This window comes from Frankia torreyi (assembly GCF_000948395.1).
Classification (GTDB): domain Bacteria; phylum Actinomycetota; class Actinomycetes; order Frankiales; family Frankiaceae; genus Frankia; species Frankia torreyi.
The window spans coordinates 124,004-148,503 of sequence record NZ_JYFN01000012.1 but is presented as its reverse complement, the minus strand read 5'-3'; the positions used below and the strand labels follow the sequence as shown (position 1 = coordinate 148,503).

General features: G+C 70.6%; 22 protein-coding genes, 1 tRNA gene and 4 pseudogenes. 15 read left to right on the top strand and 12 right to left on the bottom strand.

Going from position 1 to position 24,500, the window contains the following annotated elements; genetic code table 11:
- From FF36_RS10265 to FF36_RS37630, 3 genes and pseudogenes are all read right to left on the bottom strand, one after another.
- Positions 1-324, bottom strand: a pseudogene (locus FF36_RS10265) (transposase); the annotation flags it as partial.
- A 46-nt stretch (positions 325-370) separates the two neighbouring features.
- Positions 371-551: pseudogene (locus tag FF36_RS32620) on the bottom strand (NlpC/P60 family protein); the annotation flags it as partial.
- 120 nt (positions 552-671) lie between these two features.
- Positions 672-989: a metal-sensing transcriptional repressor gene (locus FF36_RS37630; protein ID WP_242418546.1), complete on the bottom strand. Its 318-nt coding sequence runs from the start codon at positions 987-989 to the stop codon at positions 672-674.
- Here FF36_RS37630 and FF36_RS40355 point away from each other — a divergent pair.
- From FF36_RS40355 to FF36_RS10260, 3 genes and pseudogenes are all read left to right on the top strand, one after another.
- Positions 875-1,117: pseudogene (locus tag FF36_RS40355) on the top strand (hypothetical protein); the annotation flags it as partial. The gene FF36_RS37630 and the pseudogene FF36_RS40355 overlap by 115 nt on opposite strands.
- A gap of 22 nt (positions 1,118-1,139) precedes the next feature.
- Positions 1,140-1,304, top strand: coding sequence for a hypothetical protein (locus FF36_RS35400; RefSeq protein WP_157871710.1), 165 nt, complete (start codon positions 1,140-1,142; stop codon positions 1,302-1,304).
- Positions 1,301-2,476, top strand: coding sequence for a permease (locus tag FF36_RS10260; protein ID WP_044884763.1), 1,176 nt, complete (start codon positions 1,301-1,303; stop codon positions 2,474-2,476). The genes FF36_RS35400 and FF36_RS10260 overlap by 4 nt, the downstream gene beginning before the upstream one ends.
- 105 nt (positions 2,477-2,581) lie before the next feature.
- Here the strand turns inward: FF36_RS10260 and FF36_RS10255 are convergent, their stop codons facing one another.
- From FF36_RS10255 to FF36_RS10240, 4 genes are read right to left on the bottom strand one after another with little or no spacing between them, the layout of a single operon-like run.
- Entirely contained in the window at positions 2,582-3,628 is a 1,047-nt protein-coding gene (locus tag FF36_RS10255; RefSeq protein ID WP_044884762.1) for an undecaprenyl-diphosphate phosphatase, read from the bottom strand.
- 38 nt (positions 3,629-3,666) lie between these two features.
- Positions 3,667-4,179: a hypothetical protein gene (locus FF36_RS10250; RefSeq protein ID WP_044884761.1), complete on the bottom strand. Its 513-nt coding sequence runs from the start codon at positions 4,177-4,179 to the stop codon at positions 3,667-3,669.
- A 5-nt stretch (positions 4,180-4,184) separates the two neighbouring features.
- Positions 4,185-5,066 carry an ABC transporter permease gene (locus FF36_RS10245; protein WP_044884760.1) on the bottom strand — a complete coding sequence of 294 codons (882 nt, stop codon included), beginning with the start codon at positions 5,064-5,066 and terminating at the stop codon, positions 4,185-4,187.
- Complete coding sequence (locus FF36_RS10240; RefSeq protein WP_242422418.1) at positions 5,063-6,034, bottom strand: ABC transporter ATP-binding protein; 972 nt, start codon at positions 6,032-6,034, stop codon at positions 5,063-5,065. The genes FF36_RS10245 and FF36_RS10240 overlap by 4 nt, the downstream gene beginning before the upstream one ends.
- 183 nt (positions 6,035-6,217) lie before the next feature.
- Here FF36_RS10240 and FF36_RS10235 point away from each other — a divergent pair, with 183 nt between their 5' ends.
- From FF36_RS10235 to FF36_RS10205, 7 genes are all read left to right on the top strand, one after another.
- Positions 6,218-6,718 (top strand): BlaI/MecI/CopY family transcriptional regulator, encoded by a 501-nt coding sequence (locus FF36_RS10235; RefSeq protein ID WP_370657124.1) that lies wholly within the window; start codon positions 6,218-6,220, stop codon positions 6,716-6,718.
- Complete coding sequence (locus tag FF36_RS10230) at positions 6,715-7,641, top strand: M56 family metallopeptidase (protein WP_044884758.1); 927 nt, start codon at positions 6,715-6,717, stop codon at positions 7,639-7,641. Before FF36_RS10235 ends, FF36_RS10230 begins: the two co-directional genes overlap by 4 nt.
- 217 nt (positions 7,642-7,858) lie before the next feature.
- Positions 7,859-8,092, top strand: a complete 234-nt coding sequence (locus FF36_RS32615) for a hypothetical protein (protein WP_173667299.1) — start codon at positions 7,859-7,861, stop codon at positions 8,090-8,092.
- Positions 8,093-8,664: 572 nt separating this feature from the next.
- Positions 8,665-8,883 carry a dienelactone hydrolase family protein gene (locus FF36_RS10220; protein WP_128423288.1) on the top strand — a complete coding sequence of 73 codons (219 nt, stop codon included), beginning with the start codon at positions 8,665-8,667 and terminating at the stop codon, positions 8,881-8,883.
- Positions 8,884-8,924: 41 nt separating this feature from the next.
- On the top strand, positions 8,925-11,246 hold the full coding sequence (locus FF36_RS10215; RefSeq protein WP_044884755.1) for a CoA transferase: 2,322 nt from the start codon (positions 8,925-8,927) through the stop codon (positions 11,244-11,246).
- 121 nt (positions 11,247-11,367) lie between these two features.
- Entirely contained in the window at positions 11,368-11,625 is a 258-nt protein-coding gene (locus FF36_RS10210; protein ID WP_044884754.1) for a type II toxin-antitoxin system Phd/YefM family antitoxin, read from the top strand.
- Entirely contained in the window at positions 11,622-11,882 is a 261-nt protein-coding gene (locus FF36_RS10205; RefSeq protein ID WP_044884753.1) for a Txe/YoeB family addiction module toxin, read from the top strand. The genes FF36_RS10210 and FF36_RS10205 overlap by 4 nt, the downstream gene beginning before the upstream one ends.
- A gap of 546 nt (positions 11,883-12,428) precedes the next feature.
- On the opposite strand, the gene FF36_RS10200 is transcribed toward FF36_RS10205, so the two are convergent.
- The 4 genes from FF36_RS10200 to FF36_RS10185 form a co-directional block, all read right to left on the bottom strand.
- Positions 12,429-12,887 (bottom strand): DUF6326 family protein (locus FF36_RS10200; protein ID WP_242422417.1); only part of this gene is annotated, 459 nt, incomplete at its 3' end.
- Positions 12,888-13,127: 240 nt separating this feature from the next.
- A complete protein-coding gene (locus FF36_RS10195) occupies positions 13,128-13,784 on the bottom strand; it encodes a response regulator (protein ID WP_009399358.1) in 657 nt (218 codons plus the stop codon).
- Positions 13,781-14,923: a sensor histidine kinase gene (locus FF36_RS10190; RefSeq protein ID WP_044884752.1), complete on the bottom strand. Its 1,143-nt coding sequence runs from the start codon at positions 14,921-14,923 to the stop codon at positions 13,781-13,783. Before FF36_RS10190 ends, FF36_RS10195 begins: the two co-directional genes overlap by 4 nt.
- 387 nt (positions 14,924-15,310) lie before the next feature.
- Positions 15,311-15,383, bottom strand: a tRNA-Leu gene (locus FF36_RS10185).
- 224 nt (positions 15,384-15,607) lie between these two features.
- On the opposite strand from FF36_RS10185, the gene FF36_RS10180 reads away from it, so the two are divergent.
- The 4 genes and pseudogenes from FF36_RS10180 to FF36_RS10170 form a co-directional block, all read left to right on the top strand.
- On the top strand, positions 15,608-16,207 hold the full coding sequence (locus tag FF36_RS10180) for an ANTAR domain-containing response regulator (protein WP_011605735.1): 600 nt from the start codon (positions 15,608-15,610) through the stop codon (positions 16,205-16,207).
- Positions 16,208-16,742: 535 nt separating this feature from the next.
- Positions 16,743-17,031 (top strand): annotated as a pseudogene (locus tag FF36_RS37620) (ABC transporter substrate-binding protein); the annotation flags it as partial.
- A 6-nt stretch (positions 17,032-17,037) separates the two neighbouring features.
- On the top strand, positions 17,038-18,209 hold a 1,172-nt coding region (locus FF36_RS10175), incomplete at its 5' end, for an ABC transporter substrate-binding protein (protein WP_242418541.1).
- Between the two features lie 368 nt (positions 18,210-18,577).
- Positions 18,578-19,647, top strand: a 1,070-nt coding sequence (locus FF36_RS10170) for a branched-chain amino acid ABC transporter substrate-binding protein (RefSeq protein WP_242422416.1), incomplete at its 5' end; no start/stop codon positions are given.
- Positions 19,648-20,129: 482 nt separating this feature from the next.
- Here FF36_RS10170 and FF36_RS10165 read toward each other — a convergent pair.
- Complete coding sequence (locus FF36_RS10165) at positions 20,130-20,687, bottom strand: PaaI family thioesterase (protein ID WP_082121803.1); 558 nt, start codon at positions 20,685-20,687, stop codon at positions 20,130-20,132.
- 799 nt (positions 20,688-21,486) lie between these two features.
- Between FF36_RS10165 and polA the strand changes: the two genes are divergently transcribed.
- On the top strand, positions 21,487-24,141 hold the full coding sequence (polA, locus tag FF36_RS10160; protein ID WP_044884789.1) for a DNA polymerase I: 2,655 nt from the start codon (positions 21,487-21,489) through the stop codon (positions 24,139-24,141).
- Positions 24,142-24,500: the final 359 nt, after the last annotated feature.

The window sequence follows — 24,500 nt, the reverse complement described above, 5'->3', positions numbered from 1 at the left end:
CCTTCTCCGCGGCGATCAGCTCGTACTTGTCGGTCACTGATGGCGTTGCGCGAAGAAGGCGGTCGCTTTTGAGAGGAACTCGCGCTCCATCCGGAGTTCCCGGTTCTCCTTCTCCAGCTCCTTCAACCGTGCGCGGTCGGACATCGAAAGTGGCTCTTCTTCGCCCTGGTGGGTCCGACGCCAGGTGGCCACCCAGCTCCCCAAGGTTCCCTCGTTGATACCGAGATCCTTCGCGATCGCCGATACCGGCCGACCCGAATCGATGACGAGTTTCACGGCCTCGTCCTTGTACTCGGGCGTGTACCGCCTCCGCGACTGACTCATTGATCTCCTCCGCTCACGGATCAATTATCCCACATAGGGATCACTNTCCGAAGAACGGGGACCACCTCAGAGGTGTAGATGGGTTGCAGGTTGATGTTGCGTCCGGTCTGCGGGGCGGCCCACAGATAGCCGTTGCCGGCGTAGATACCCATGTGGGTGATGTTGGAGGGGCTGCCGAAGAAGATGAGGTCGCCGGGCTGCTTACCGGATTTGGGAATGCGGGTCGTCTCTGTCGGGAGGCGAGGTAGACGGCTACGCGGTCCGCACGCTGCCCGCCCTGAGCGACGCCGCGCACCACTGCGACTGACTGCACCGTTTTGGTGGTGTCGCTGACCTGCGCCAGGACGTCAATGCAGCACCTCAATGTCCCGGGCGACCGCCTTGGCGATGCCCCGGAGCCGCCCTTCGATGCGGCGCAGTCGCTTGAGGTAGTCGTCCCTGCCGGTCGTGTAGCCGTGCAGGGCGCCCCCTTCGGTCCGTTTCCCGAAGGTACCCCCCAGGGGTACTTGACGCTTGTCTCGCGCGGCGGCTACACATACCCCACTGGGGTATGTGTAGAGCGCTGGAAGATCGCCCCCGTCGGGGCGACGCGAGGCCCGCCTCGGATGCCGTAGCGCACGTGGTAGGGAACGCGGTTCGAGTGAGAGGAAAGCTGACCATGGCAACGAGGACCTCCACCGTCACCGGCATGACCTGTGGACATTGCGTGAGCGCCGGCAGCGGTGAAGTCGGCGGGATCGACGGCGTCTCCGCCACGGTCAACGACGCCACCGAGACAGCCGCCGTCCGCTACGATCCTCGGCCCGCGGGACCTCGTGGCCACCGTGGAAGCCGCCGGCTACACCGCCCGGCTACCCCAGCCGTCCACCAGCGACACCGCACCGGCAGCGGGTCAGCCCGACGACGGCGCTCACGCATCCAACTCGTTGCGGCTGCGCCGCTTCCACCCCGCCGACCTCCACCCTGCGAACAGGCTGTGAACACCGTCGGGCACGGCGTTCTGCACGCGCTGGGTATCGCTGGGTCGATGACCTGGCAGGTCACCTGGTCGCTGATCCTGGGCTTCACCCTGTCGGCGGTCATCGAGGCGCTGGTACCCAAGTCGACCATCGCGCGTCTCCTGCCCGACGACCGGCCGAAAAGCCTGGCCACCGCCACCGTCCTGGGCGCGGCATCCTCGTCCTGCTCCTACGCCGCCGTCGCGCTGGCCCGCTCGCTGTTCCGCAAGGGCGCCGACTTCACCGCCGCGATGGCCTTCCAGTTCGCCTCCACCAACCTCGTCATCGAACTCGGGCTGATCCTGGCGCTGCTGCTGGGCTGGCAGTTCGCCGCCGCCGAGTTCGTCGGCGGCCCGTTCATGATCGTGCTGTTGGCGCTGATCTTTCGCCGGTTCCTGTCCCCGAACCTGCTCCGGCAGGCCAGGACGCAAGCGGATCGTGCCGTCCCCGGGTCAATGGAAGGTCACACGGCGATGGACATGTCCGTCGCCGGCGAGGGGTCGTTCCGGCGTCGGCTACTCAGCCGGCAGGGCTACACCGCGGTCAGCCACAACTTCGTCATGGAATGGGCCGCAGTGCTCCGCGACATCCTCATCGGCCTGCTGATCGCCGGCGCCGCGGCGGCCTGGATACCCGACACGTTCTGGCGGCACCTGTTCTTCACCGACCACCCGCTCGCCGCCCGGATCTGGGGACCGATCATCGGCCCGCTCGTGGCTGTGGCCGCGTTCGTCTGCTCCATCGGCAACGTCCCGCTCGCGGCCGTGCTGTGGAACGGGGGTATCAGCTTCGGCGGAGTCGTCAGCTTCATCTTCGCCGACCTGATCATTGTTCCGATCATCGTGATCTACCGGAAGTACTACGGCCCGCGGATGGCGCTGTTCCTCGCCGGCACCTTCTACCTCACCATGGTCGCCGCCGGCTACGTCATCGAACTCGTCTTCACCCCGCTCCATCTCCTCCCCACCGGCCCCCGGCATGCCTCCGTCGGAGAGGACGGCATCACCTGGAACTACACCACCTGGCTCAACATCGCCTTCCTCGCCCTGGCGGCGATTCTCCTCCGGCGTTTCCTCGCCACCGGCGGCCGACAGATGCTCACCATGATGGGCGGAGGCCCCGACGACATGAACGGCCATGAGGCCGTGCCATAGGTCGCAGCATCGGACCGGGACGCGGCTGTCGCGACGACGTCCCCTATGCCACCGACTCCCGCGCCGCGCTCCGGATACTCCGGCCCGCTGCACGGCCGGCGGAAGCTAGGCGACGACGAAACGCACCGTGCACAGCGCGCCCATCAGCAGGCAGTAGATCGCGAAGGCGGTCAGGGTGCGGGTTTCGAAGTAGCGGACCAGGAAGCGGATGGACAGGTAGGCGGCGATGCCGGCGACCAGCGCGCCGAGGATGACCTGGCCGCGGATGCCGTCGCCGGCGGGGCCGGCCAGGGCGGGGAGCTTGAGCAGTCCGGCGGCGAGGATGACGGGGGTGGCGAGCAGGAACGAGAAGCGGGCGGCGTCCTCGTGGTCGAGGCCGCGTAGCAGGCCGGCGACCATGGTGATGCCGGAGCGGGAGATGCCGGCGAGCAGCGCGAGGGTCTGGAACAGACCGATCACGCCGGCTTCCCGGTAGGCGAGAGTGTCGAGGCTGCGGTGCTCGGCCACCACGAGGCCACCGCGGGGTGCGGTCGTGTGGCGGCCCGTCGCCCGGCCGCCCGTCGCCCGGCCGCCCGGCGCGATTGTGGTCTGCGTGGGGACGGTGGCTGGGGCGGGGACGGTGAGCGGGACGGTTGCCGGTTCAGCCTTGGCGCTGGCCTGGTGTTTGCCGGCGCGTTGTTCGCTGCGGCGGCGCAGCCGTTCTCCGGCGAGCAGGATCATCCCGTTGGCGGTCAGGAACAGCGCGGCGGCCAGCGGTTTGGCGAACAGGGTACGGAAGGTGTGCTCCAGCGCCAGGCCGATTATTCCGACGGGGACGGTCGCGGCCACGATCAGCCAGGCGAGCCGTTGCGCTGATGTTTCGATGCGCCGGGTGCGCAGCGTGGTGAGGAAGGCCCGGATGATGCGGGCCCAGTCGGATCGGAAAAAGACCAGCAGGGCGGCGGCGGTGGCCACGTGCAGCCCGACGACGAACGTCAGGTAGGGCGAGCCCTCGCTGTTGCCCGAGGCGTTTTCGGTCACCAGGTGCTGCCAGGATCCGCCGATCAGCGCCGGTATCAGCACCGAGTGGCCCAGGCTGGAGACCGGGAACAGCTCGGTGATTCCTTGGAGGAGTCCGATGACGCCCGCCTGCAGGTACGTCAGTTCATGCATGACCGTGTCTCCGCTCGGGTTTTCGTCTCGGGTGGGTTTCAGGTGGTGTCGAAGCAGCCGTCGAACTCGAACACCGGGTTGATGACCTGTTTGCCGGCGGCGCTCCGGATCATGATCGGTCCGACGATCTTGCTGGGGCCGCCGGCCTGGTAACAGCCGTTGGAGCGGACCTGGAGTTCGAACTTGCCGTTCTGGGCCTTGCCGGTGCCGTCGGTCCAGCCGACCTGGCAGATCCAGTCGCTGCCGGCGCCTTTGTCGTGGGATCCGGGGGTGCTGCGGTGGCAGGTGGGTCTGGCGGCGACGGCGGCGGGGGTGAGCCCGGGGTGGCCGAGCAGGGCCTGCTGTTGGACGTAGAGGTTGGCGAAGACGGGGCCGAGTGAGGTCTCGACGCGGGGGCGGGTGACATCGGCGGAGCAGCCGACCAGCGTGGCGGTCAGCGCGGCGGCGGTGACCGCCACGCCGGCCAGGCGAGCCCGGCGGGCCAGCCGGCCACGAGCCGGTCCGCGGGGTGCCCGGTCGCCGCGCGGCCGGTCGGCGGTGGGACGGGGCATGCGGATCAGCCTCCGGTGATGTCGCGGCGGCGCAGCGCCGTGAAGGCGACGGCCAGGCAGATGACGATGTAGGCGACGCTGACGAACGTGCCGTCGCGCAGCGGCCCGTAGTACGGGTGTGCGGCGAACAGGCCGTGCCAGGCGTCGAACGGGGTGACGAGCAGCAGGTGGCGGATGGTGTCGGCGCCGTTGAGGAAGGCGTAGAGCTGCATGAGCAGGCCAAGGATGATCGGTCCGACGATCCCGGCGGGGCTGCTGCGGGTGAGCACCGAGAGCATGATCCCGAGGGCGGTGAAGCCGAGCAGGGGTGGCAGCGCGGTGGCCCAGGCGGCGAGGACCAGCCCGGCGGTGCGGCCCGGGGGCAGCAGGGTGCCGGAGAGGCCTTCCAGCGGCTGATGGCCGACGAGCAGGACGCCGGCGGTCAGGCAGCTTAGCGCGAGGACCGTGACGACGAGCACCGCGAAGGTGGCCGCGGCCAGCGACTTCGCCCAGAAGATCTGGCTGCGGCTGTGGGAGCGGGTCAGGATCGTCTTCCAGGTGCCGTGCTGGTCCTCGCTGGCGAAGATGTCGCCGGCGACGATGCTGGTGAGCAGCGGGAACACCCATTGGGCGGCGAAGCCGAGGATGAGCAGCGGCGTGGCGAAGCCGCTGGCGTGCACCCACCGGCCGTAGAGGGTGTCCTTCGGCAGGCGGTCCTGGCGGTCGAGGAGCACCACGAACACGAACGGGGCGATCAGGCAGACGGCGAGGGTGGCCCGGGTGCGGGCCTGGGCGACGAGTTTGGTGATCTCCCACCGGTAGGCGATGATCACCCGGCCGCGGCCGACCGGACGAGGCCGGACCGCCGCCGGGCCGGCCGTGGGCGTGGTGGTGGCGGGCGTGGTCATGGGGTCGCTCCGGTGAGGTCGCGGGGCTGGCGCGGCAGGCCGGCCGGGGCGGAGCCGGTCGCCGGGTCGGTCTCGGTGAGCATGAAGAACAGCGATTCCAGCGGTGCGATCTCCAGGTGCAGGGCGCGTACCGCGACGCCGGCCCGGCCGAGGGCGATGAGGTAGCCGTCCGCGTCGGCGGTCTGGGCCCGTAGTGCGAGGCCGCCGTCGTGATGGGCGGTGACGGACACGGCGGGATGCTCGGCGGACAGGCGCATCGCCTGCTCGTCATCGCTGGTCGCCAGCCGGTGGGATGGGTCCGGTGCCTGGGCGCGCAGCTGGTCGATCGAGCCGTGGTAGACCACCCGGCCGGTGCGCATGATCGTGACGTTGTCGCAGATCTCCTCGACCTCGTCCATGTTGTGGCTGCTCAGCAGCACGGTCAGCCCGCTGCCGGCGAGCCGGGTGACCAGCGCGCGCATGTCCCGGATGCCGGCGGGGTCCAGTCCGTTGGCCGGCTCGTCGAGGACGAGCAGCCGCGGGTCGCGCAGCAGGGACGCGGCGACGCCGAGCCGTTGGCGCATCCCGAACGAGTAGCCCCCGACCTTGTCACCCGCCCGACCGGCGAGGTCGACCACGTCGAGCACCTGATCGATGCGGCTGTCCGCGTCACCGCCGTCCAGGCCGGCGAGCAGCTCCAGGTTGCGCCGGCCGGACAGGTAGGGATAGAAGCGTGGGCTCTCGATGAACCCCGCGACCCCGTCCAGCATCGCCGGTCCCGCCTCGGCCCACGTCCGGCCGAAGACCCGCAGCGTCCCGGCATCCGGCCGGATCAACCCGAACAGCATCCGCAGGAACGTCGTCTTCCCGGCACCGTTCGGGCCGAGGATGCCGTACACCTCCCCGACGTCCACCCGCAGATCAACATGATCCACGGCCGTGAGCCCACCGAAGCGCTTGACCAGCCCAACGGCTTCGACCGCCGGCACCCCATCCACCATCCGCCGCCCCCTCATGCAGTCATCTACTACTCATTGAATAGTAGATGACTGCACGGGAAGACCCGCGGAGGGCTGGCGGCAGGACGTCGTGGTGGCGAGGGCGGCACGTTGAGGTCCACCGCCACTGCTCGACCTTTCGTACTATCAGTCCAGTAGTAGCGAGGAGGCGCGGTGGCGCGGAAACCCAGACGTGAACCGGGAGCGCTGGAACGCGAGGTACTCGCCGCGATCGCCGCGGCCGGCCGGCCGCTCACCCCGGCCGAGACCCTCGCCGAGCTCGGCGAACCACTGGCCTACACCACGGTGATGACGACCCTCGCTCGCCTACACGACAAGGGCGCCCTGACCCGGGCGCCCGCGGGCCGCTCCTACGTCTACGCCCCGGCCACCGACCCGGACACCCTTGACGCCGCGCTCACCGCCCGGCAGATGTCCCGCCTGCTCGGCGCCGGCAGCCACCGGGCCGAGACACTTGCCCGGTTCGTCGCGGACCTGCGACCGGAGGACGAGCAGCTCCTCGCCGACCTCCTCGCTCCTCACCGGTCCGACACCGACGCCGACGCCGACACCGACGCCGACGCCGACACCGACACCGACGCCGACACCGACACCGACACCGACGGCGACGTCGGGACCACTGCCGGCGGCGCGGATGGCAGGCCTCGGCGATGACGGCTGTCGCGCTCGTCCCGTTCGTCACGAGCCTGCTGCTGGCCGCCGGCGGCGGTTGGCTCGGCCGGCGGCTACCGCCCGCCGCCGCCACCCGGCTGCTCACCGCTGCCTGCCTGGTGACCGCGCTGGCCACCGGCTTCGTCCTTTCGGTCGTGGCCTTCACCCTGCTCGCCCCGATGCCCGTGCTCGTCGCGGTCGGGCACTGGTCGACCGCCGTGGTCCGCGGCCACGACCCGCTGCCCGCCACCGCCGGGCTGCTCCCCGCCACCGCCGTCATCGGATTGCTCGCCGCCGCCGCCCGCCGGGCCGTCGGCGTCGGCCGGGACCTGGCCGCGGCCGAACTCACCTGCCGCCGGCTCGGACCCGCCCCCACCGGCCTGGTCATCGTCGACGACGACCGGGCCGACGCCTACACCCTGCCCGGACTCACCGGCCGGATCGTCGTGTCCACCGCGATGCTGCGCGCGTTGCCCGCCGACGAACGCCGCGTCCTGCTCGCCCACGAACATTCCCACCTCCGCCACCGCCACCACGCCTACACCCAGCTCGCCGACCTCGCCGCCGCCGCCAACCCGCTCCTGCGGACCTCCGCCGCCGCCGTCCGACTCGCCGTCGAACGCTGGGCCGACGAAGACGCCGCCGCGACCGCCGAGAACCGTGCTGTCGCCGTCCGGACCCTCGCCCGCGCCGGACTCGCCCGCTCCGGCACAGCGACCATGCCGACCGCGGCGCTCGGTGCGGTGCACACCGACCTCGCCCATCGGGCACGGGCCTTGCAGGAGCCACCGCCCACACCACGGCCGGTCCTGGCGGGCATACTCGCCGCGCTCATCCTGGTCACCGCAGCCGCTGCCGTCGACACCTCCCACGTGACCGAACGCCGGTTCGAACGCGCGCAGGCGACGTTCGCGCACCGGCGCTGACCCGTCGCACGCGGACCGAAGCAACGAGTCCGGACGGTGAGGTTCGTTCGTCATCCTCATGGTCCGGTAAGCGATCTGAGCTGATTGTGACTGCTCGGGCGGCGATCCGGATGGGTCGCCGTCGCCGTGGGGATCTCGATGGTGATCCTGCTGGTGTCGGTGGTGAAGGCGGGAAGGTCTGATGGCCGGCGGGGGAGGGCCGGCGGAGGCGCGGGCGGTGACCGTCCGGCTGGTCACGGCGATCATGATCGTGGTCGTCGGCTTGAGTTTCCTGTTCGCGTTCGGCAATGTGTGGCTGCTCGCGTTGCGGCTCGGCGCACGAGGCCGGCAGGGCGGGCGAGGCTGGCTCCACGTCATCGGTCAAGCAGTCGAACTCGGCGGGTGGCACGGATCAGATGAAGGACGCCGATGGCGTCCGCACGAACGTCCACGTCCCGGTCCCGCAGCCTGAGCCGGAACGGGCAGGTGTGCGGGTGGCACCCGCTGAAGTCCCTGCGGACCAGCAGGACGGCGACCATGGCGCCGGTGCGGCGTCGCCAGCTGTGTCTGCGCAGCGCAAGTCCGGCCAAGACGCAGCCGCCGTGGAGGACGGTGCCCTCTTGGACCGGGCGCGCCGCGAGGATGCCTGTTACTGGGAAAAGCACCGCCGGCCGATCTCGGCAAACGAGCTACGGAAGCGGCTGCGGGTCGGGTCGAAGAGGGCCCGGAGTCTGGTCGTGCAGCTCCGCGCCGATGCCCTCCGGGCGATGTGCCTCGTTGAATCCGGACAGTCGCTATCAAGCTGATTTAGACTGCGGGCTGATTTTCGGGTACTCGTCGTGGAGGCCTGTTTGAGATCGAGGTCCTCGGGCCCGCCATCGAGGACGAAGGCTACGCGTCGGCGATTAGGTCGCAGTGTCGACTGGTTGTCCGAACGCCTGGAGATTTGGGGTGATTAAGGTGTATCCGACGCTGCCTGAATCCGAACCGGACGTACAGCTCTCGTACGTGTCGTTACCCACCGCCACGGGTGACGTCACGGCGATGTTATCCCGGCCGACGGCGCCGGGAACCTATCCCGCGGTCGTCGTCGGCGCCGAGGTATGGGGTCTGACCAGCGAGATGGTCGACGTGGCCAGGCGGCTCGCCGGGCAGGGCCACGTGACGATCATGCCGGACTACCTGCGGGGCGAGGGGTTCGACGAGACGACCCGCGACCAGTCCTGGGACCACGCGCTCGACTATCTGGCCAGCCGGCTGTGACACTCGCGTCCGAGAAGAGCCCGAGAAAAAAGGGAGCCCGCATGCCCGCACCACTGCTCGACGGAATCCGGGTCGTCGACCTGTCGACCGGTGTCGCCGGGCCGACGGCGACGATGCTGATGGCCGAGGCGGGCGCGGAGGTAGTCCTGGTCGAGCCGCCCGGCGGCCACCCCGATCGCGCCCTGCCCGGCTTCCGTACCTGGGCCCGTTCCAAGCAGTCGCTGGTGCTGGACGTCGACTCCCCCGAGGGGCGATCGCGGCTCGACGAGCTGCTGCGCGGCGCCGACGTGCTCGTCCACTCGTACAGTCCCACGACGGCGGCCCGGCTCGGCCTCGACGACGCCACTGTCGGGAGCCGCTACCCCGCGCTGGTCGTCTCGTCGGTGCTCGCGTGGCCGGCCAACCACGTCGACGCGGACCGTCCGGTTGACGACCTGCTGGCGCTGGCGCGACTGGGCCTCCTCGATGAGCAACGGGGGCACCGGCCGGGGCCGGTCCACGTCCGGTTCCCGCTCGGCAGCTGGGGGGCCATGTGGCTGTGCGCGACCGGGATCGCGGCCCGGCTGGTGGCACGGGGGCGGACCGGCCGGGGCGGGCCGGTGCACACCAGCCTCGTCCAGGGCGCGCTCGTTCCGATGATGATGCACTGGCACCGGGCCGAGGCGCCGTCGGCCCTGCTCGCGGCGGGCATGCCCAAGGACGAGGCAGTGACACCGCTGTTCGAGTGCGCCGACGGCGAATGGATCCACGTCATGCCGCCGTCCCCCGACGACCTGCCGTTGACGAAGCGGGTGTTCGACGAGATGGGTGCCGACGAGGTCGCCGAGGCCAACCGGCGCCACGCCGGGGGGATCATGGCCAGAGCGTTCCCGAACTGGGGGGCCAACGTCGAGGCGTTCCGCCGCCGGCCCGCGGCCGAGTGGCTGGCCGAGCTGTGGTCCAACGACCGGCCGGCCCAGCCCGTGCTGCCGCTCGGCGCGGTCCTCGACGACGAGCAGGCGAAGGCCAACCGGTACGTCACACAGCTCGACGACCCCGAGGCCGGCCGCATCACCGTGCCCGGCCATCCGGTCACGCTGGACCCGCCTGCCACCGTCCGCAATTCGGCCCCCCGGCTCGGTGAGCACCAGGACGTGGCCGCCAGGCACTGGACGCCCCGCAGCACGGCCACCGACCGCGGCCGCGCCGACGCGGACTCCGCCGCGGGCGGGCCGGTCGAGTCGCTGCGTTTCCCGCTTCAGGGTTTACGGGTGCTGGACTTCGGCGCGTTCCTGGCCGGGCCGTTCGCGCCGATGCTGTTCGCCGATCTGGGCGCCGACGTCGTGAAGGTCGAACCGGCGGCCGGCGAACCTGGCCGCTGGGGCGACTGGCCGTTTGTCGGCTGCCAGCGCGGCAAGCGCGCCGTGGCCCTCGACCTCAAGTCCGAGGCCGCCCGGCCGGCCGTCGAAGCCCTGCTGCGCTGGGCCGACGTCGTGCACCACAACCTGCGCGTGCCGGCCGCCCGCCGGCTCGGCCTGGACGAGCAGGCCGTCCGTGCGGTGAATCCGGACGTGGTGTTCTGTCACACGAGTTCGTACGGTCCGGACGGCGCACGCGCCAACTGGCCCGGCTACGACCAGCTGTTCCAGTCGTCGCTGGGATGGGAGCGGATGGGCGGCGGCGAGGGCAACCCGCCGATGTGGCACCGCTTCGGGTTCATGGACCACCAGTGCGCGATGGCGTCCGCGGCCGCGACGTTATGGGCGGTCCTCGCCCGGGACCGGACCGGTCGGGCGAGTTCGGTCGCCGCGTCCCTGCTGGGTGCCGGGGTGCTCACCACGAGCGAGACCTACCTGCGACCAGACGGCACCCTCGCCCCGGTGCCGATGCTCGACCAGGCGCAGCTGACCACGACACCGGGACGGCGCCTGCTGGCCTGCGCGCAGGGGTGGGTCGCGATGGCCGCGACCGCTGAGCGCGACGTCGCGGCGGCCTGCCAGGCGCTCGGGTGCGGGAGTACGGCGCAGCTCGCGGCGGCGGCCGCCGTCCGCCCGGCCGGTGAGGTGCTCGATCTGCTCGCCGGGGCGGGTGTGGCGGCAGAGGAGGTCCGGCTCGACCAGCGCGACGCGTTCTTCGACTCGGCCGACAACGACGCCGCAGGCCTGATCGCCCGCTACCGCCACCACGACTGGGGCGGCTTCGAGCAGCCGGGCGCACTGTGGGACCTGGGCGACCTGACGACCCAGCTGCATCTGGCCCCGCCGGTACTCGGCGAGCACACGATCGAGGTACTCACCGAAGTCGGGATCGCCCGCGAAACGATCGACGGGCTGATCGCCGCCGGCGCCGCCACGGCCGCGCCACCGCCCGCCCTCCGCACGTGAGTTTTTGCTGATCGAAAACACGGAGGTGGGATGTACAGCCCACCGGCTCGACGAGCAGCTGACACGCGCCCCCCAAAGTTGTACCGTATCTGGTACGACTAGGTGCTCGGGAGGTGGCAGGATGGTTTCGGCGATCAGTGCCAGTGAGGCACGTAAGACGCTGTTTCCGCTGATCGAGCAGGTCAACACCGATCACACACCGGTAGAGATCGTCTCGAAGCGGGGGAACGCGGTCCTGGTGAGCAAGGAGGACTGGGACGCCATCGTGGAGACCAACTACCTGCTGCGCACGCCCGCGAACGCGCGGCGCCTGATGGAAAGCGTGGAGCAGTGGCGTACGGGCGGCGCGGTCGAGCGTCCGGTGGGCCCTGACGAGTGAAGCTGACCTGGACGGACCACGCCTGGGACGACTACCTGTACTGGCAGGGCCAGGACCGCAGGACACTGAAGCGCATCAACGCCCTGATCGCGGACATCGGACGCGATCCGGAGGGGCAGGGGATCGGCAAGCCCGAACTGCTGCGCAACAACCTCGCCGGCCTGCGCTCGCGGCGGATCGATGACGAACACCGCCTGGTCTATGCGGTCGAGCCCGGCCAGATCACGATCATCGCCTGCCGCTACCACTACCAGTAGCCGAGCTCGTACCAGTAGCCGAGCCCGTCACGCCCACACCATGGCCACCTCTCTCCGGTGGGGACCGCTACCTGGCCAACAACGAGTTTCTTGGTGAGGTGCTGTTCGTAGAACGGACAGCACCTCAGACGCCACGCGCCTGCTCGAAGTCCTGCCGCAGCTGAGCCTCACCCTGCACGACGCCCCTGATGTCCTGCAACGGACCCTCTACGACGTCACACAACGGGCCATCGAGGTCGACCATGACCAGAAAGAGATCACGATGAAGATCAAAATTCCGGAAGACCGGATCGACGCGGTCGCTGGTGCCGCGACCCGCGTCCCGTCGGGCGCTACATCACAGGACGCATCCGTGCAACTGCCCCGGTGGTGCGCGGCATCCGCGTAGCCACCTGCCGGTAGGGGCCTTGGAAGGCCCCTACGCGACGTCCCAGTGGTGGTAGTTGGTGTCCCACGGCCACGAGGCCCACACCGCGGCACCGAGGCAGATGGCTCCGAACAGGACGGGGACCGTTCTTGGGTTCACGCTTGCTGCGGGGCGCGAANGGTTTCACGGTCCGGGTTGGTCGCCGATGGTGCGGTGCGGGGCCAGGTCCAGGCGTACCGCACGATGAGGGCGAGTAGGATCAGTTCCAATACGATGCCAAGGCCGTAGAAGTACGGCCAGGACTCGCCCACCGCGTTGAATGCCGTGACGGGAACGTAGAGCGAGGCCACGATGAGGTTCGTGATGCGGGTCGCCCGGGCGGGCAGCGTCATCGACAGCACGACCATGAGGATCGGGATGGCCACTAGGGTCAGCGCCGCGGTCGAAAAGGTCTGGGAGAGGTCGAACTCGAAGACCTTGCCGTCGAGGATGTCTTCGACGACGCCGGGCGTGAAGAAGTTGAGAATGTCCACATAGGCGTACAGGAACATGAAGCTGGTCCACGCCGCGGCGAGCTTGGCTCTCACCGGGATCGGCTGGTCTTCCAGTGTGGTGGTGGGTTGACGCGTTCTCATCATGGGCTCCGTCGTTGGTGAGGATCGGTACGTCCACGATCGCTGAGCCCGCTGGCGGGCACACCGGCCCGGAGGCCGGAGTTCGCCTGGCCGATGAGATGGTCTCTCTCTCGTGCTTTCGGCTGATCCGCCGCTGCCGCGCTGTCCCTACAGTGGACAGATGGTGACGAAGGCGCTGCGCTCGTTGTGGGCCTCGGTCGCCCCGGCCGGGACCAGTCGTCGTGCATGTACGTCAGGTTCGGTTCAGTGCCCCACCCGGCCGGTGTCGTAGGCCCACATCGCGATCTCGACCCTGTTCCGGGCGCCGATCTTGGCCAGCAGGCTCGCGACGTGGGTCTTGGCGGTCGTCAAGCTGATGAACAGCTCGGCGGCGATCTCCGCGTTCGTGCGGCCGACAGCGACCAGTTTCAGCACCTCCTCCTCGCGTTGGGTGAGCGGCTCGATCGGTTGGGTACGGCGTTTCGATGAGGCCCCCGCGGCAAGGGTCGCTAGCAGCCTGCGGGTGATGTTCGGCGCGATCAGGGCATCGCCGACGGCAGCGGCATGGACAGCCTGCACCAGCAACTCTGGCCCGGCATCCTTGAGGAGAAATCCTCGGGCTCCGGCCCGAAGCGCGCCGTGGACGTACTCGTCCAGGTCGAACGTCGTGATCACCACCACCGCAATGGGGTCCGCGACGCCCCGCCCTGCGAGGAGCTCGGTCACCTCGATGCCGTCCAGCCCGGGCATCCGAATGTCGACCAGGCACACGTCGGGGCGGAGCCGATGCGCCAGCTCGACGGCGGCCTTGCCGTCGGCGGCTTGGCCGACGACCTCGATGTCGGGCTGGGCGTCAAGGATCATCGACAGGCCGGTGCGCACCAGATCTTGGTCGTCTGCCACCAGCACGCGCGTCGTCATAGGGGCAACTTCATCGGCAGCTCGGCGTCGACCGCCCACCCGCCCTCGGGCGTCGGCCCAGCGCGTAGCGTGCCGCCGAGCAGCTGCACGCGCTCGGTCATCCCCAGCAGCCCGAAACCGTGGGTCGCCGGCCGCGCCGGGCCGATCTGGCCGTCGTCGGTCACGCGGAGCCGCAGCCTTCCTGCGCCCTCGACGACCCTGATCTCCACACGCGAGGCGTTTCGGGCGTGCCGCAGCGCATTGGTCAGCGCCTCCCGCGCCATCCGGTACACGGCGGCGTCGACCTGGGGCCGAAGTCCGGCCAGATCACCCGCCAACTCCACGTCGACGACGGGGTCCGGTTCGCGGCGGGCGAGGAGCATCAGGTCGGCGACGCCGGGCTGGGGACCGTACTCCGCCGGCGCTCCGTCACGCAGCACCCGGACCATCGCTCGCATCTCTGCCAGGGTCCGCGACGCTTCCCCCTCGATGATCGCAAGCGCCTCGAGCGCCGCTTCAGGTCGCTTCGCGGCCATCGTCATGCCAGCCTGCGCTTGCAGCGTGATCGCCGAGACGTGGTGGGCGACCGAGTCGTGCAGCTCGCGCGCGAGGCCGACGCGTTCCTGGCTGCGGACCTGGTCGAGCGCCCGGCGCCGACTCTCGGCGCGGTAGCGGAACGCCGCTCCGCTCGCTGCCGCCGCCGCCAGGACCGCCAACCCGCCGAAGAGCTCGGCTGGCCCGGTGTAGTCGGTCGCAATGCTGAACCCCGCGGCGACCGCAACCACCAGCAGCCCAATCACGATCTGACGCCCTGAGCCCCAGCGGACCAGCGAGTAGACGAGCACCAGGATGTAGATCATCGTGTTTAGGCCCACGCCTGAGGTCCCGCCCAGCCAGCTCGCCAGTCCTAACGCCATCCCGGTGCCGAAGCCCACCACGACGCAGACCAACGGGTGAGTACGCCGCCATAGCAGCACCGGCGCAAGTCCGACCGTCACAATCGTCACGACCGGCCGCCAGGTGATGTCCTCTCGGAGGGTTCCTTCGAGCAACGCCGCCACCATCACCACGCCGACCAGCACCCAGTCGAGCCACACCCGTTCGGGCGTGTCCGCGGCGCGGGGCTCGTCCCAGAGCGAGCGCAGGCCGGTAGTGAACACACACCCAGCCTAGAGACAGCCCGGGCGTCGGAGACCCACCGAAAGAACGAGACGCCGCTCCCCCCAATGGCAGAGGCGGGTCCGGCCTCGACGCCGATGTGCCGGAAGGCCGGTCGCGGCGAGGCCCAGTGCGCCTGTCTGGTAAAAGTGCTGGCCCCGAGCGAACAACCGGGGCCGTGACGACAAGTTCGACGGACACCCCAAGAGCGTCCGTATCCGTGAAGACGTCCTTGAAGCCGCGATCGCCGACTTCTACGCCGAACGCGTCTTCGGGCGGATTCCGGTGGCAGACCTCGGCAAGGTTGCCCATCTGGCGGGAGTGACGGCCGCCGTCCCCGGGCCGCACCCGGCGGCCACTGGGCATCCAGGTCGCGTAGATGCTGTACGTACCCCGGGTGGGATTCGAACCCACACTGTCGGTGGTTTGAGCACCGTCTCTCTGCCGTTGGAGTACCGGGGCCGGCGGGTGGAGCGTGGTCGAGCGGGCGGGGCCGCTGCGGAGACGACCGGGCGGAGCTGGGCGAAGAGATCGTGATCGATCCGGTCCGGAACGTCTCGTCCACGACTCTATCCGGGTAGGGTGCGTTTCGACCTCCCGCCCTCCTCTGCTCGGGCAGGATGTCAACCTGACTCCCCTGCCCTGTCACACTAGGGTCACACCTCCGAGACCAGGAGTACGACTCGATGAGCCAACCCTCCTCGAACCCGCGCCGGGTTCTGATCGCCGAGGACGAAGCGCTGATCCGGCTCGACCTCAGGGAGATGCTGCAAGAGGAGGGCTACGAGGTCGTCGGGGAGGCCGGCGACGGCGAGATGGCCGTCAACCTCGCCGGCAAGCTCCGGCCCGACCTGTGCATCCTCGACGTGAAGATGCCCAGGATGGACGGCATCGAGGCCGGCGCGAAGATCGCCAAGGACCGCATCGCCCCCGTGGTCATCCTCACCGCGTTCAGTCAGCGGGAGCTGGTCGAGCGGGCCCGCGAGGCCGGCGCCATGGCCTACGTCGTCAAGCCGTTCCAGAAGAAGGACCTGCTGCCCACGATCGAGATGGCGATGAGCCGGTTCACGGAGATCGTGAGCCTGGAGGCCGAGGTCGAGGACCTGCAGGGCCGGCTCGAGGCCAGGAAGATCATCGAGCGGGCGAAGGGTGTGCTCCAGACCGAGCACAGCATGACCGAGCCCGACGCCTTCCGCTGGATCCAGCGGACGTCGATGAACCAGCGTCGGACGATGCGCGCCGTAGCCGAGGCCGTGCTGTCGGGCGAGGCGCTGCCAGGGTCGTGACGTCCCCGTTCGTGCCGCCCCCGGCAACCCCGTCCGTGCCGTCCCCGGCAACGCGCGGGCCGGGGACCGGGTGAGCGACGCCTCGCCGCCGGGATCAGCGCCGATCCCCGGTCCCGAGGACGCGCCGCAGCCGTCCCCCCGAGCACCGGAACCGGTTTTGGCGGACGCCCCCGCGCCCGCGCCCGCATCGACCGAGGCCGACACTTCCTCCCCGGGCGCCGAGGCCTCAGACCCAGGCGCAGGGGCCTCAGGCCCAGGCGCGGAGGCCCCCGCGCCCGCTCGAGCGACGCCGGGGTCCGCGCGACCGTGGCGGGTCCGAGCGGGTCATGCGCGAGCGACTCTCGTGGCGGTCGTCGGCCGGATCGGGCAGTGGAGCCGGGCGCGGTGGCGCACCGGCCGGGGTCGGGCGATCCTCGCCGCGATCGTCGCTCTGGTCCTGGCCGTGCCGTCGGCGCTGGGGCTCATCCTGGCCACCGCCCTCGACAGCGACCGCGGCGCCGACGTTCGCGTGACCCGGGTGGCCACCCTCGGCGTCATGGCACCGCTGTCGGGTGATCTGTCCGCCGAGGGAACGAGCGCGCGCAACGCTGTCGCGCTCGCCGTCGAGGAGGCCAACGATTCGGGGGCGATCCCGGGTTGGCGCCTGGAGCTGTCCACCCACGACGACCTGTCCCGCCCGGACGGGGGAGCCCAGGCCGCCGACGCCTTCACCGCCAACGACCGCCTGATCGGCGTCGTCGGGCCGTTGAGCTCGCTCGTGGCCAAGGTCGCCCTGCCCGCGCTGAGTGCCGAGGGCATCCCGGTCGTCTCCCCGTCCAATGCCGNCCCCNCCCTCACCGGTGCCGGCATCGACCCGCGCACCCGCCCCTACCCGACCTACTTCCGGCTCGCCGGCACCGACGAGCTGCAGGCGCGGGTGGCCGCCGAGTACGCGGTGCGGACGCTCGGCCGCCGACGCATCGCCGTCGTCGACGGGGAACCCCGCTACGGCACGACGCTCGGCGGCCGGTTCGCGGTGCGTGCCGCCGCGTTGGGGGCGACGGTCACGTCGGTCTACCAGGTCCAGGGGGACGGCTCCGACGGGTCCGAGCTGGATTCGACCGTGGAGGCGATCGAGCAGGAGGCCCCCGACCTGGTCTACCTCGCCACCGGCGCGGCGTTCGCCGGGAAGCTGCGCACCCGGCTCGCCGCGTCGGGCGCGTCGATCCAGGTCATGGGCTCGGACGCGCTGCTGCAACGCCGCTACACCGACGACGCGAAGTCGGCCGCGGACGGGGACCTGATCACCAGTCTGCTGGTCCCGCCGACGAGGCTGCCGGCCGCCGGTGCATTCGTCGCCGACTACTCCCAGCGGTTCGGCGGTCCGGCGGACGACGACGGCAGCACGACCCCGAGCGGCGCCGACAGTACCGACGGGTCCGACGTCGGCGAGCGGAACCGCGAGGACGCCACCCGGACTCTGCCCGCCACCCGGACTCTGCCTGCCACCCGGACTCTGCCTGCCACCCGGACTCTGCCTGCCACCCGGACTCCGCCTGCCACCCGGACTCCGCCTGCCACCCGGACTCCCGAAGCGGCCGCGGTCGCGGGGACGGGTGGCCAGCCGGCATCGCCGCCGCGTGAGGGTCGCCAATCGGCGGCGCGGGACCCGGCCGGGAGCGGCGCCGCCGGTGGCGACGCGGCTGCGGCGCAGCGCCGGCAGGTGGCCCACGACGCCGCCGTCGAGCTCGCTCAACGTCGCGCCGAGGCCGTTCCCCCGGTGGCCGCCTACGCCTATGACGCGGCGCGGACGATCATCCGGGCGGCGGCGACAGTGCTGCCCGGCCGTCCTTCCGTCGACGCGGCCGCCCGGCACGACGTCGTGGTCGCGATCGGCCGTGGCTCGTTCGCCGGCGTCACGGGTTCCGTCGGCTTCGATCGCTGGGGGGACACGCCCACGCCGAGAGTCGCCCTCTACACCGTGCTCGGGGGCCGGTTCGTCGCCCTGACGACCTGGACCTGACCCGCCGGTCGGTTCCCGTGGCGCTGCCGGTCGTACCCGGCCGAGTGGGTGTGGCCCGCAGCCCCACGTCCACGTCCACATCCACGCCAGGAAATCACTCAAGGCTACGACACGCTCACTACGAGCTTTCCTTGGTCGATATCGCGGGCTAGGTTTCGTCGCGACAAGTCGTCGATCGGTTACCTGATTTCTTCGACGACATTTCCGGCGACTCCGGCGCCCCGGGTGCCGACACCAGCAGCGAGGTGCTGCGGAAGGACGTGTCATGAGCGGTCCTGGACGGCGATGGGCAGTGCTCGGGGCCGCGGGGGTGCTGACGGCCGTGGCCGCGCTCGGCGGGTGCGGCGGCTCCACCGCAGAGGNCGGGNAGAAGGAGTTCGTCATCGGCTTCCAGGGGCCGCTGTCCGGCGACAACCAGCAGCTCGGCATCAACGCCTACGACGGCGTGCTGACCGCCGTCGACCTGGCCAATCGACGCGATGATCTGCCGTTCCGGCTGCGGCTGGTCGCCTCGGACGACCAGGGCGACCCCGACCAGGGCCCGACCGCCGCGCAGAAGCTCCTCGACAACCCGGGCGTCGTCGCCGTCGTCGGTCCGGTCTTCTCCGGGCCGACGAAGTCGAGCGAGCCGCTCTACTCCCAGACCGGCCTGCTGTCGGTGAGCCCGTCGGCGACGAACCCGGCGCTCACCGACCTCGGCTTCCTCACCTTCTACCGGGTGATCGCCCCCGACACGGTCCAGGGCGCGGCCGCAGCCGAGTACCTGACCAAGGTGCTGAAGGCGACGAAGGTCTACTCGCTGGATGACCGCAGCGAGTACGGCACCGGCCTGTCCGGGGCACTCGAGCAGGCGCTGACCGCCCACGACGTCAAGGTCGTCCACGACGGCATCAACCCGACGAAGGACTACACCTCCCAGGCCACGAAGATCATCGGTGAGCGGCCGGACGTTCTCTACTACTCCGGCTACTACTCGGAGCTCGCCCTGCTGACCAAGGCGCTGCGCAGCAAGGGCTTCACCGGGAAGATCGTCAGTGGGGACGGGGCCAACGACGACCAGCTCATCCGGGAGGCCGGCGTCGGCAACGCCGAGGGCACGCTGCTCACCTGCGCCTGCGGGGATCCGAACAGCGATCCCGCCGCGGCCGGTTTCGTCGCCGAATACCGGACGGTCAACAGCGGGGCCCGACCGGGCACGTACTCCGGCGAGGCGTACGACGCCACCAACGCGATCATCGAGGTGCTGCGCAAGATCGGCACCGGGGCCACCCGGGAGTCGGTCGCGGCCGCGTTCGGCTCCGTGAACGTCCCCGGCGTCACCAAGCGGATCCGGTTCCGTAAGAACGGCGAGGTGGAGGGGTCGACGGTCTACCTCTACGAGGTCCGGGACGGGAAGCGGACCGTGCTCGGCCCGGTCCAGTCACTCGTCAAGCCGTGACCCCGCGGCGGACCCCGGTTCCGCCCCGCCTACCTCCGGGTCACCGGCGTCAAGCGGGCGGACCCGGAGGTGTGCCATTCGGGCCGGTGTGCAGTGCAGTTCGGGCCGGTGTGCCGTTCGGGCCGGTGTGCTGTTCGGGCCGGAGGACCCGTCGGCCGGCGGGAACGGCTGGGCCGCAGACGGGAACCAGGGTCGATCGGTCCGGTCGGGGATTCGCGCGATCGGAGACTCGATGGTGAGGCACCCGGGACCGACTTTGGTGCCGTCCGGACCTTCCCCGAGCCCAGGCGTTGTCTACTCGCCCATCCCGGGTGCCACGGGCGATGAGATTAGGGCGGTCCATGCATCTGGTCAATGCATCGGAGTGGTCCGGTGTGTCAGTTCGAGTGTCCTCCTGGGTGGGCAGGAGAACCGGAAAATACTGGCATTAGGGCGATCCATGTCCGGTTTTCGTGTCCCGGTCGGCGGCGGGCCGCTTCCGATCAGCTCGGGCCAGATGTGTTCAGGCCGGCCGGCAGTCCGCTGCGGATCATGCAGGTGAGGCGGCAGGTGCAGGTCACGCGGCCGGCGTCGTCGGTGATCCGGATGTCGTAGGTGACGAGGCTACGCCCGCCACGGATGCGGGTGGCGACGGCGGTGACGGTGCCCGAGGTCGCCGACCGGTGGTGCGAGGCGCTGATCTCGATACCGACGGCCATCGAGCCGGGCGGGGCGTCCAGGTTCGCCCCGACCGAGCCCAGCGTCTCGGCGAGCACCACGGAGGCGCCGCCGTGCAGGAGACCGTAGGGCTGTCGATTGCCCTCGACGGGCATCGTGGCGACCAGCCGCTCGGGGCTCGCCTCGGTGAGCAGGATGCCCATTTGCCGCTCGATCTCCCCGCGCGCGGCGTTGATCTGCGCGGCCAGCCGAACCGCGTCGGCTTCCTCGACGTCAGCCTCCACGACGTTGGCCTCGACGCGCGGACCCCTGTTGCCGTCCTCACCACTGCCCTGGATCGCGGCGATGTCGTCGGCCGCGGGCGCGGCATCGGCAGCGGTCATGACCGCCAGCCTAGACGACCAGCTCCCGTCGGCTGGCCGACCAACCACGATGTGTGGCCGAACCCTGGCGCCGGGCACCGGCCTCCGGCGAGGGCAGGCCCCCGACCGCCTTCGCCCCGGCCGAGCGCCAGTGGTTGGAGGTTGCTGGCGCCTCCCGCCGTAGGAAAGGTCATCAGCCTCAGGCAACTCGCGGCGCGACCGGGGGTGGACCGACGGCGGGTGGCTGAGGGCGGACGGACAGCAGGACGGACGGCAGTCGGCCATGCGGTCCGGGCACGCGGTCCGGGCACACAGTGGCCCCCGCCGCGATGGACCGCCCACAGACAACGGAACTGTCGGACGCACGGCCTAAACTCGCCGCGTGTCCGTCACCACGCCGAACTCGCCCGCCGACCAGCCGGCTCCGTCCGCCGCCGAGGCCCCGTCCGCCGCCGAGGCAGGGTCCGTTGCCGAGGCAGGATCCGCCGCCAGAGCAAGGCCCGCCGACGATGCGGGATCCGCCGGGGCCGGGTTCCCGACCGGCGCGGCGTTCGCTGCCGAGACGAGCGCCTCCGCGGCGGCTGGGTCGGCCGGTGCGGAGGAGCCCGCGGCGGAGGCTCGGCCGGCGAAGCCGCGCGGTGTCCGACGGTCCACCGCCGCGTCGACGTCGACGGCCAAGACGCCAGCGGCCAAGTCGGAGACGGCCGCGACGGCCAAGGCGAAGACGGTCAAGACGGACACGGCTGCGACGGCGAAGGCGACTACGGCGAAGTCGACCGCGGCGAAGAAGGCGGCGCCCGCGGCCGCGGTCCCGCGGCTGCTGCTGCTTGACGGGCATTCGCTGGCCTACCGCGCGTTCTACGCGTTGCCGGTGGAGAACTTCTCCACCACCACCGGCCAGCCGACCAACGCCGTGTACGGATTCACCTCGATGCTCATCAATGTCCTGCGCGACGAGAAGCCGACCCACGTGGCAGTCGCCTGGGACCTGCCGACTCCGACCTTCCGCCACACCCAGTACGCCGAGTACAAGGCGGGCCGCTCGGAGACCCCGGCCGACTTCGTCGGGCAGGTCAGCCTCATCCACCAGGTGTGCGACGCGCTCGCCGTGCCGGGGGTCAGCGCCGCCGGCTACGAGGCCGACGACGTGATCGCCACCCTCGCGACCGCGGGCGCCGCGGTGGGGATGGACGTGCTGGTCGTCACCGGCGACCGGGACGCGTTGCAGCTCGTCAACGAGCGGGTCACGGTCCTGATGACCCGCAAAGGCATTTCCGACATGACCCGGTTCACCCCGGACGAGGTGCAGGCGAAGTACGGCCTGTCACCGGTGCAGTACCCGGATTTTGCGGCGCTGCGCGGCGACCCGTCCGACAACCTGCCCTCCGTGCCGGGAGTGGGGGAGAAGACCGCCACCAAGTGGATCCAGCAGTTCGGGTCCCTCGCCGAGCTGGTGGACCGGGCCGACGAGATCGGCGGGAAGACGGGGGCGTCGCTGCGCGCCCACCTGGCGTCGGTCATCCGCAACCGTTCGCTGACCGAGCTGTCCCGCGATGTTCCGCTCCCCGTCGGACCGGACGAGCTGCGCCTGCGCCCCTGGGATCGCGAGGCCGTCCACCAGTTGTTCGACACGCTGCAGTTCCGCGTCCTGCGTGAGCGCCTCTACGCGGCCCTGGCCACCGCCCCGCCGCCCGTCGAGGAGGGTTTCGACGTCGACCTGACCACCCTCGGTCCTGACGAGGTGGCCCAGTGGCTCGACGAGCACGCCCGCGGGGTCGGCCGCACCGGCCTGCACGCCCGCGGAACCTGGGGGCGGGGCACGGGCGTGCTGTCCGGCCTCGCCCTGGCCTCGGCCGACGGCGCCGCGGCCTGGCTCGACCCGACCCAGCTCACCCCGGCGGACCTGACGGCGCTCGGCGGCTGGCTCGCCGATGCGCACCAGCCGAAGGCGGCGCACGACGTCAAGGGCCCGATGCTGGCTCTCGCGGAGTTGGGCCTGACGCTGGCCGGCGTCACCAGTGACACCGCGCTGGCCGCCTACCTGGCCCTGCCCGGCCAGCGCTCGTTCGACCTGGCCGACCTGGTCGCCCGCTACCTGCACCGGGACCTGGCCGTCGAGCCGGCCGGCAACGGCCAGCTCACCCTCGACGGCTCCGGGGAGGCGGAGGAGTCCCACGCGGACGCGGTGCGGGCCCGCGCGTGCCTGGAGCTCGCCGACGAGCTTGACGCGGACCTGGAGCGCCGTTCCGCCGCGGTCCTGCTGCGGGACATGGAACTTCCGCTGGTCACGGTCCTCGCCGGGATGGAACGGGCCGGCATCGCCGCCGACCAGGATCATCTGACCGAGCTGCAGAAGCACTACGGCGGCGAGGTCACGGCCGTCGCCGCGCAGGCCCATGAGATCGTCGGCCGGACGTTCAACCTCGGTTCCCCCAAGCAGCTCCAGCAGATCCTGTTCGACGAGCTCGGCCTGCCCAAGACCAAGAAGATCAAGACCGGCTACACCACCGACGCCGACGCCCTCGTCTGGCTCGCGGTCCAATCCGACCACCCGCTGCTGCCGGTGCTGCTGCGCCACCGGGACGTGGCCCGGCTCAAGACCGTCGTCGATTCACTGCTGCCCATGATCGATGATGTCGGCCGCATCCACACCACGTTCAACCAGATGATCGCTGCCACCGGCCGGCTGTCGTCCACCGATCCGAACCTCCAGAACATCCCGATCCGCACCGCCGAGGGGCGCCAGATCAGGCGTGCCTTCGTCGTCGGCCCCGGTTACGAGACCCTGCTCACCGCCGACTACTCGCAGATCGAGATGCGGATCATGGCGCACCTGTCCGGCGACGAGGGCCTCATCGAGGCGTTCGGATCAGGCGAGGACCTGCACACCTTCGTCGCCGCAGAGGCGTTCGACCTGCCCATCAGCGAGGTCGACCCCGAGCTGCGGCGGCGCATCAAGGCGATGTCCTACGGGCTGGCGTACGGACTGTCGGCGTTCGGCCTCGCCAGCCAGCTCGGGATCGCCCCCGACGAGGCGCGCGAGCACATGGACGCGTACTTCGGCCGGTTCGGCGGGGTGCGCGACTTCCTGCGCGGTGTGGTCGAACGGGCCCGCCAGGACGGCTACACCGAGACGATGCTCGGCCGTCGGCGTTACCTGCCCGACCTGACCAGCGACAACGCCCAGCGCCGGCAGATGGCCGAGCGGATGGCCCTCAACGCCCCGATCCAGGGCTCGGCCGCCGACATCATCAAGATCGCTATGCTGGGGGTCGACCGGGCGCTGCGGGCCGGCGGGCACGCCTCCCGGCTGTTGCTCCAGGTCCACGACGAACTCGTGCTGGAGATCGCTCCCGGCGAGTACGACGCGGTCGAGGCGCTCGTACGCGCCGAGATGACGTCGGCGTACACCATGTCGGTGCCCCTCGACGTCAGCGTCGGAGCCGGCCGGACCTGGGACGACGCCGCTCACTGAATGCCGGAAAAGCCCGCTCCGAGCGCCGCTGCGCCGATGGTCTGTATACGTTCCGGTCGGGATTTCCGCGGGCGCGCGGCGGACTATGTCCGGACATAGTCGCGTGGTCGCGGTGCAGGTTTCGGACGCGCATGTTAGCCGCTGCGCCGCACCGGCTATGTTGAAGAAAGCCTGACCCGGATCTCGTCAGCGTCGCGGGTGGTGACCCCGGCACCAGGTCACCACGGCCTGACGTGACGCGCAATTCTACGCCGGATATGTCGACCCAGCCGAATAGTCCGCCGCGGAGACCGCGGCGGAATTGGCGGTCCGGGCCACGTCCTGCGGACCGGCCGTAACGGCGGGGAGGAATGCGGTTC

Excerpts from the sequence above, each read along its gene's own strand:
- FF36_RS10255 (WP_044884762.1), bottom strand. The coding sequence starts at position 3,628 with ATGCATGAACTGACGTACCTGCAGGCGGGCGTCATCGGACTCCTCCAA.
- FF36_RS10250 (WP_044884761.1), bottom strand. The coding sequence starts at position 4,179 with ATGCCCCGTCCCACCGCCGACCGGCCGCGCGGCGACCGGGCACCCCGC.
- FF36_RS10245 (WP_044884760.1), bottom strand. The coding sequence starts at position 5,066 with ATGACCACGCCCGCCACCACCACGCCCACGGCCGGCCCGGCGGCGGTC.
- FF36_RS10230 (WP_044884758.1), top strand. The coding sequence starts at position 6,715 with ATGACGGCTGTCGCGCTCGTCCCGTTCGTCACGAGCCTGCTGCTGGCC.
- FF36_RS10220 (WP_128423288.1), top strand. The coding sequence starts at position 8,665 with ATGTTATCCCGGCCGACGGCGCCGGGAACCTATCCCGCGGTCGTCGTC.
- FF36_RS10215 (WP_044884755.1), top strand. The coding sequence starts at position 8,925 with ATGCCCGCACCACTGCTCGACGGAATCCGGGTCGTCGACCTGTCGACC.
- FF36_RS10210 (WP_044884754.1), top strand. The coding sequence starts at position 11,368 with ATGGTTTCGGCGATCAGTGCCAGTGAGGCACGTAAGACGCTGTTTCCG.
- FF36_RS10195 (WP_009399358.1), bottom strand. The coding sequence starts at position 13,784 with ATGACGACGCGCGTGCTGGTGGCAGACGACCAAGATCTGGTGCGCACC.
- FF36_RS10180 (WP_011605735.1), top strand. The coding sequence starts at position 15,608 with ATGAGCCAACCCTCCTCGAACCCGCGCCGGGTTCTGATCGCCGAGGAC.
- FF36_RS10165 (WP_082121803.1), bottom strand. The coding sequence starts at position 20,687 with ATGACCGCTGCCGATGCCGCGCCCGCGGCCGACGACATCGCCGCGATC.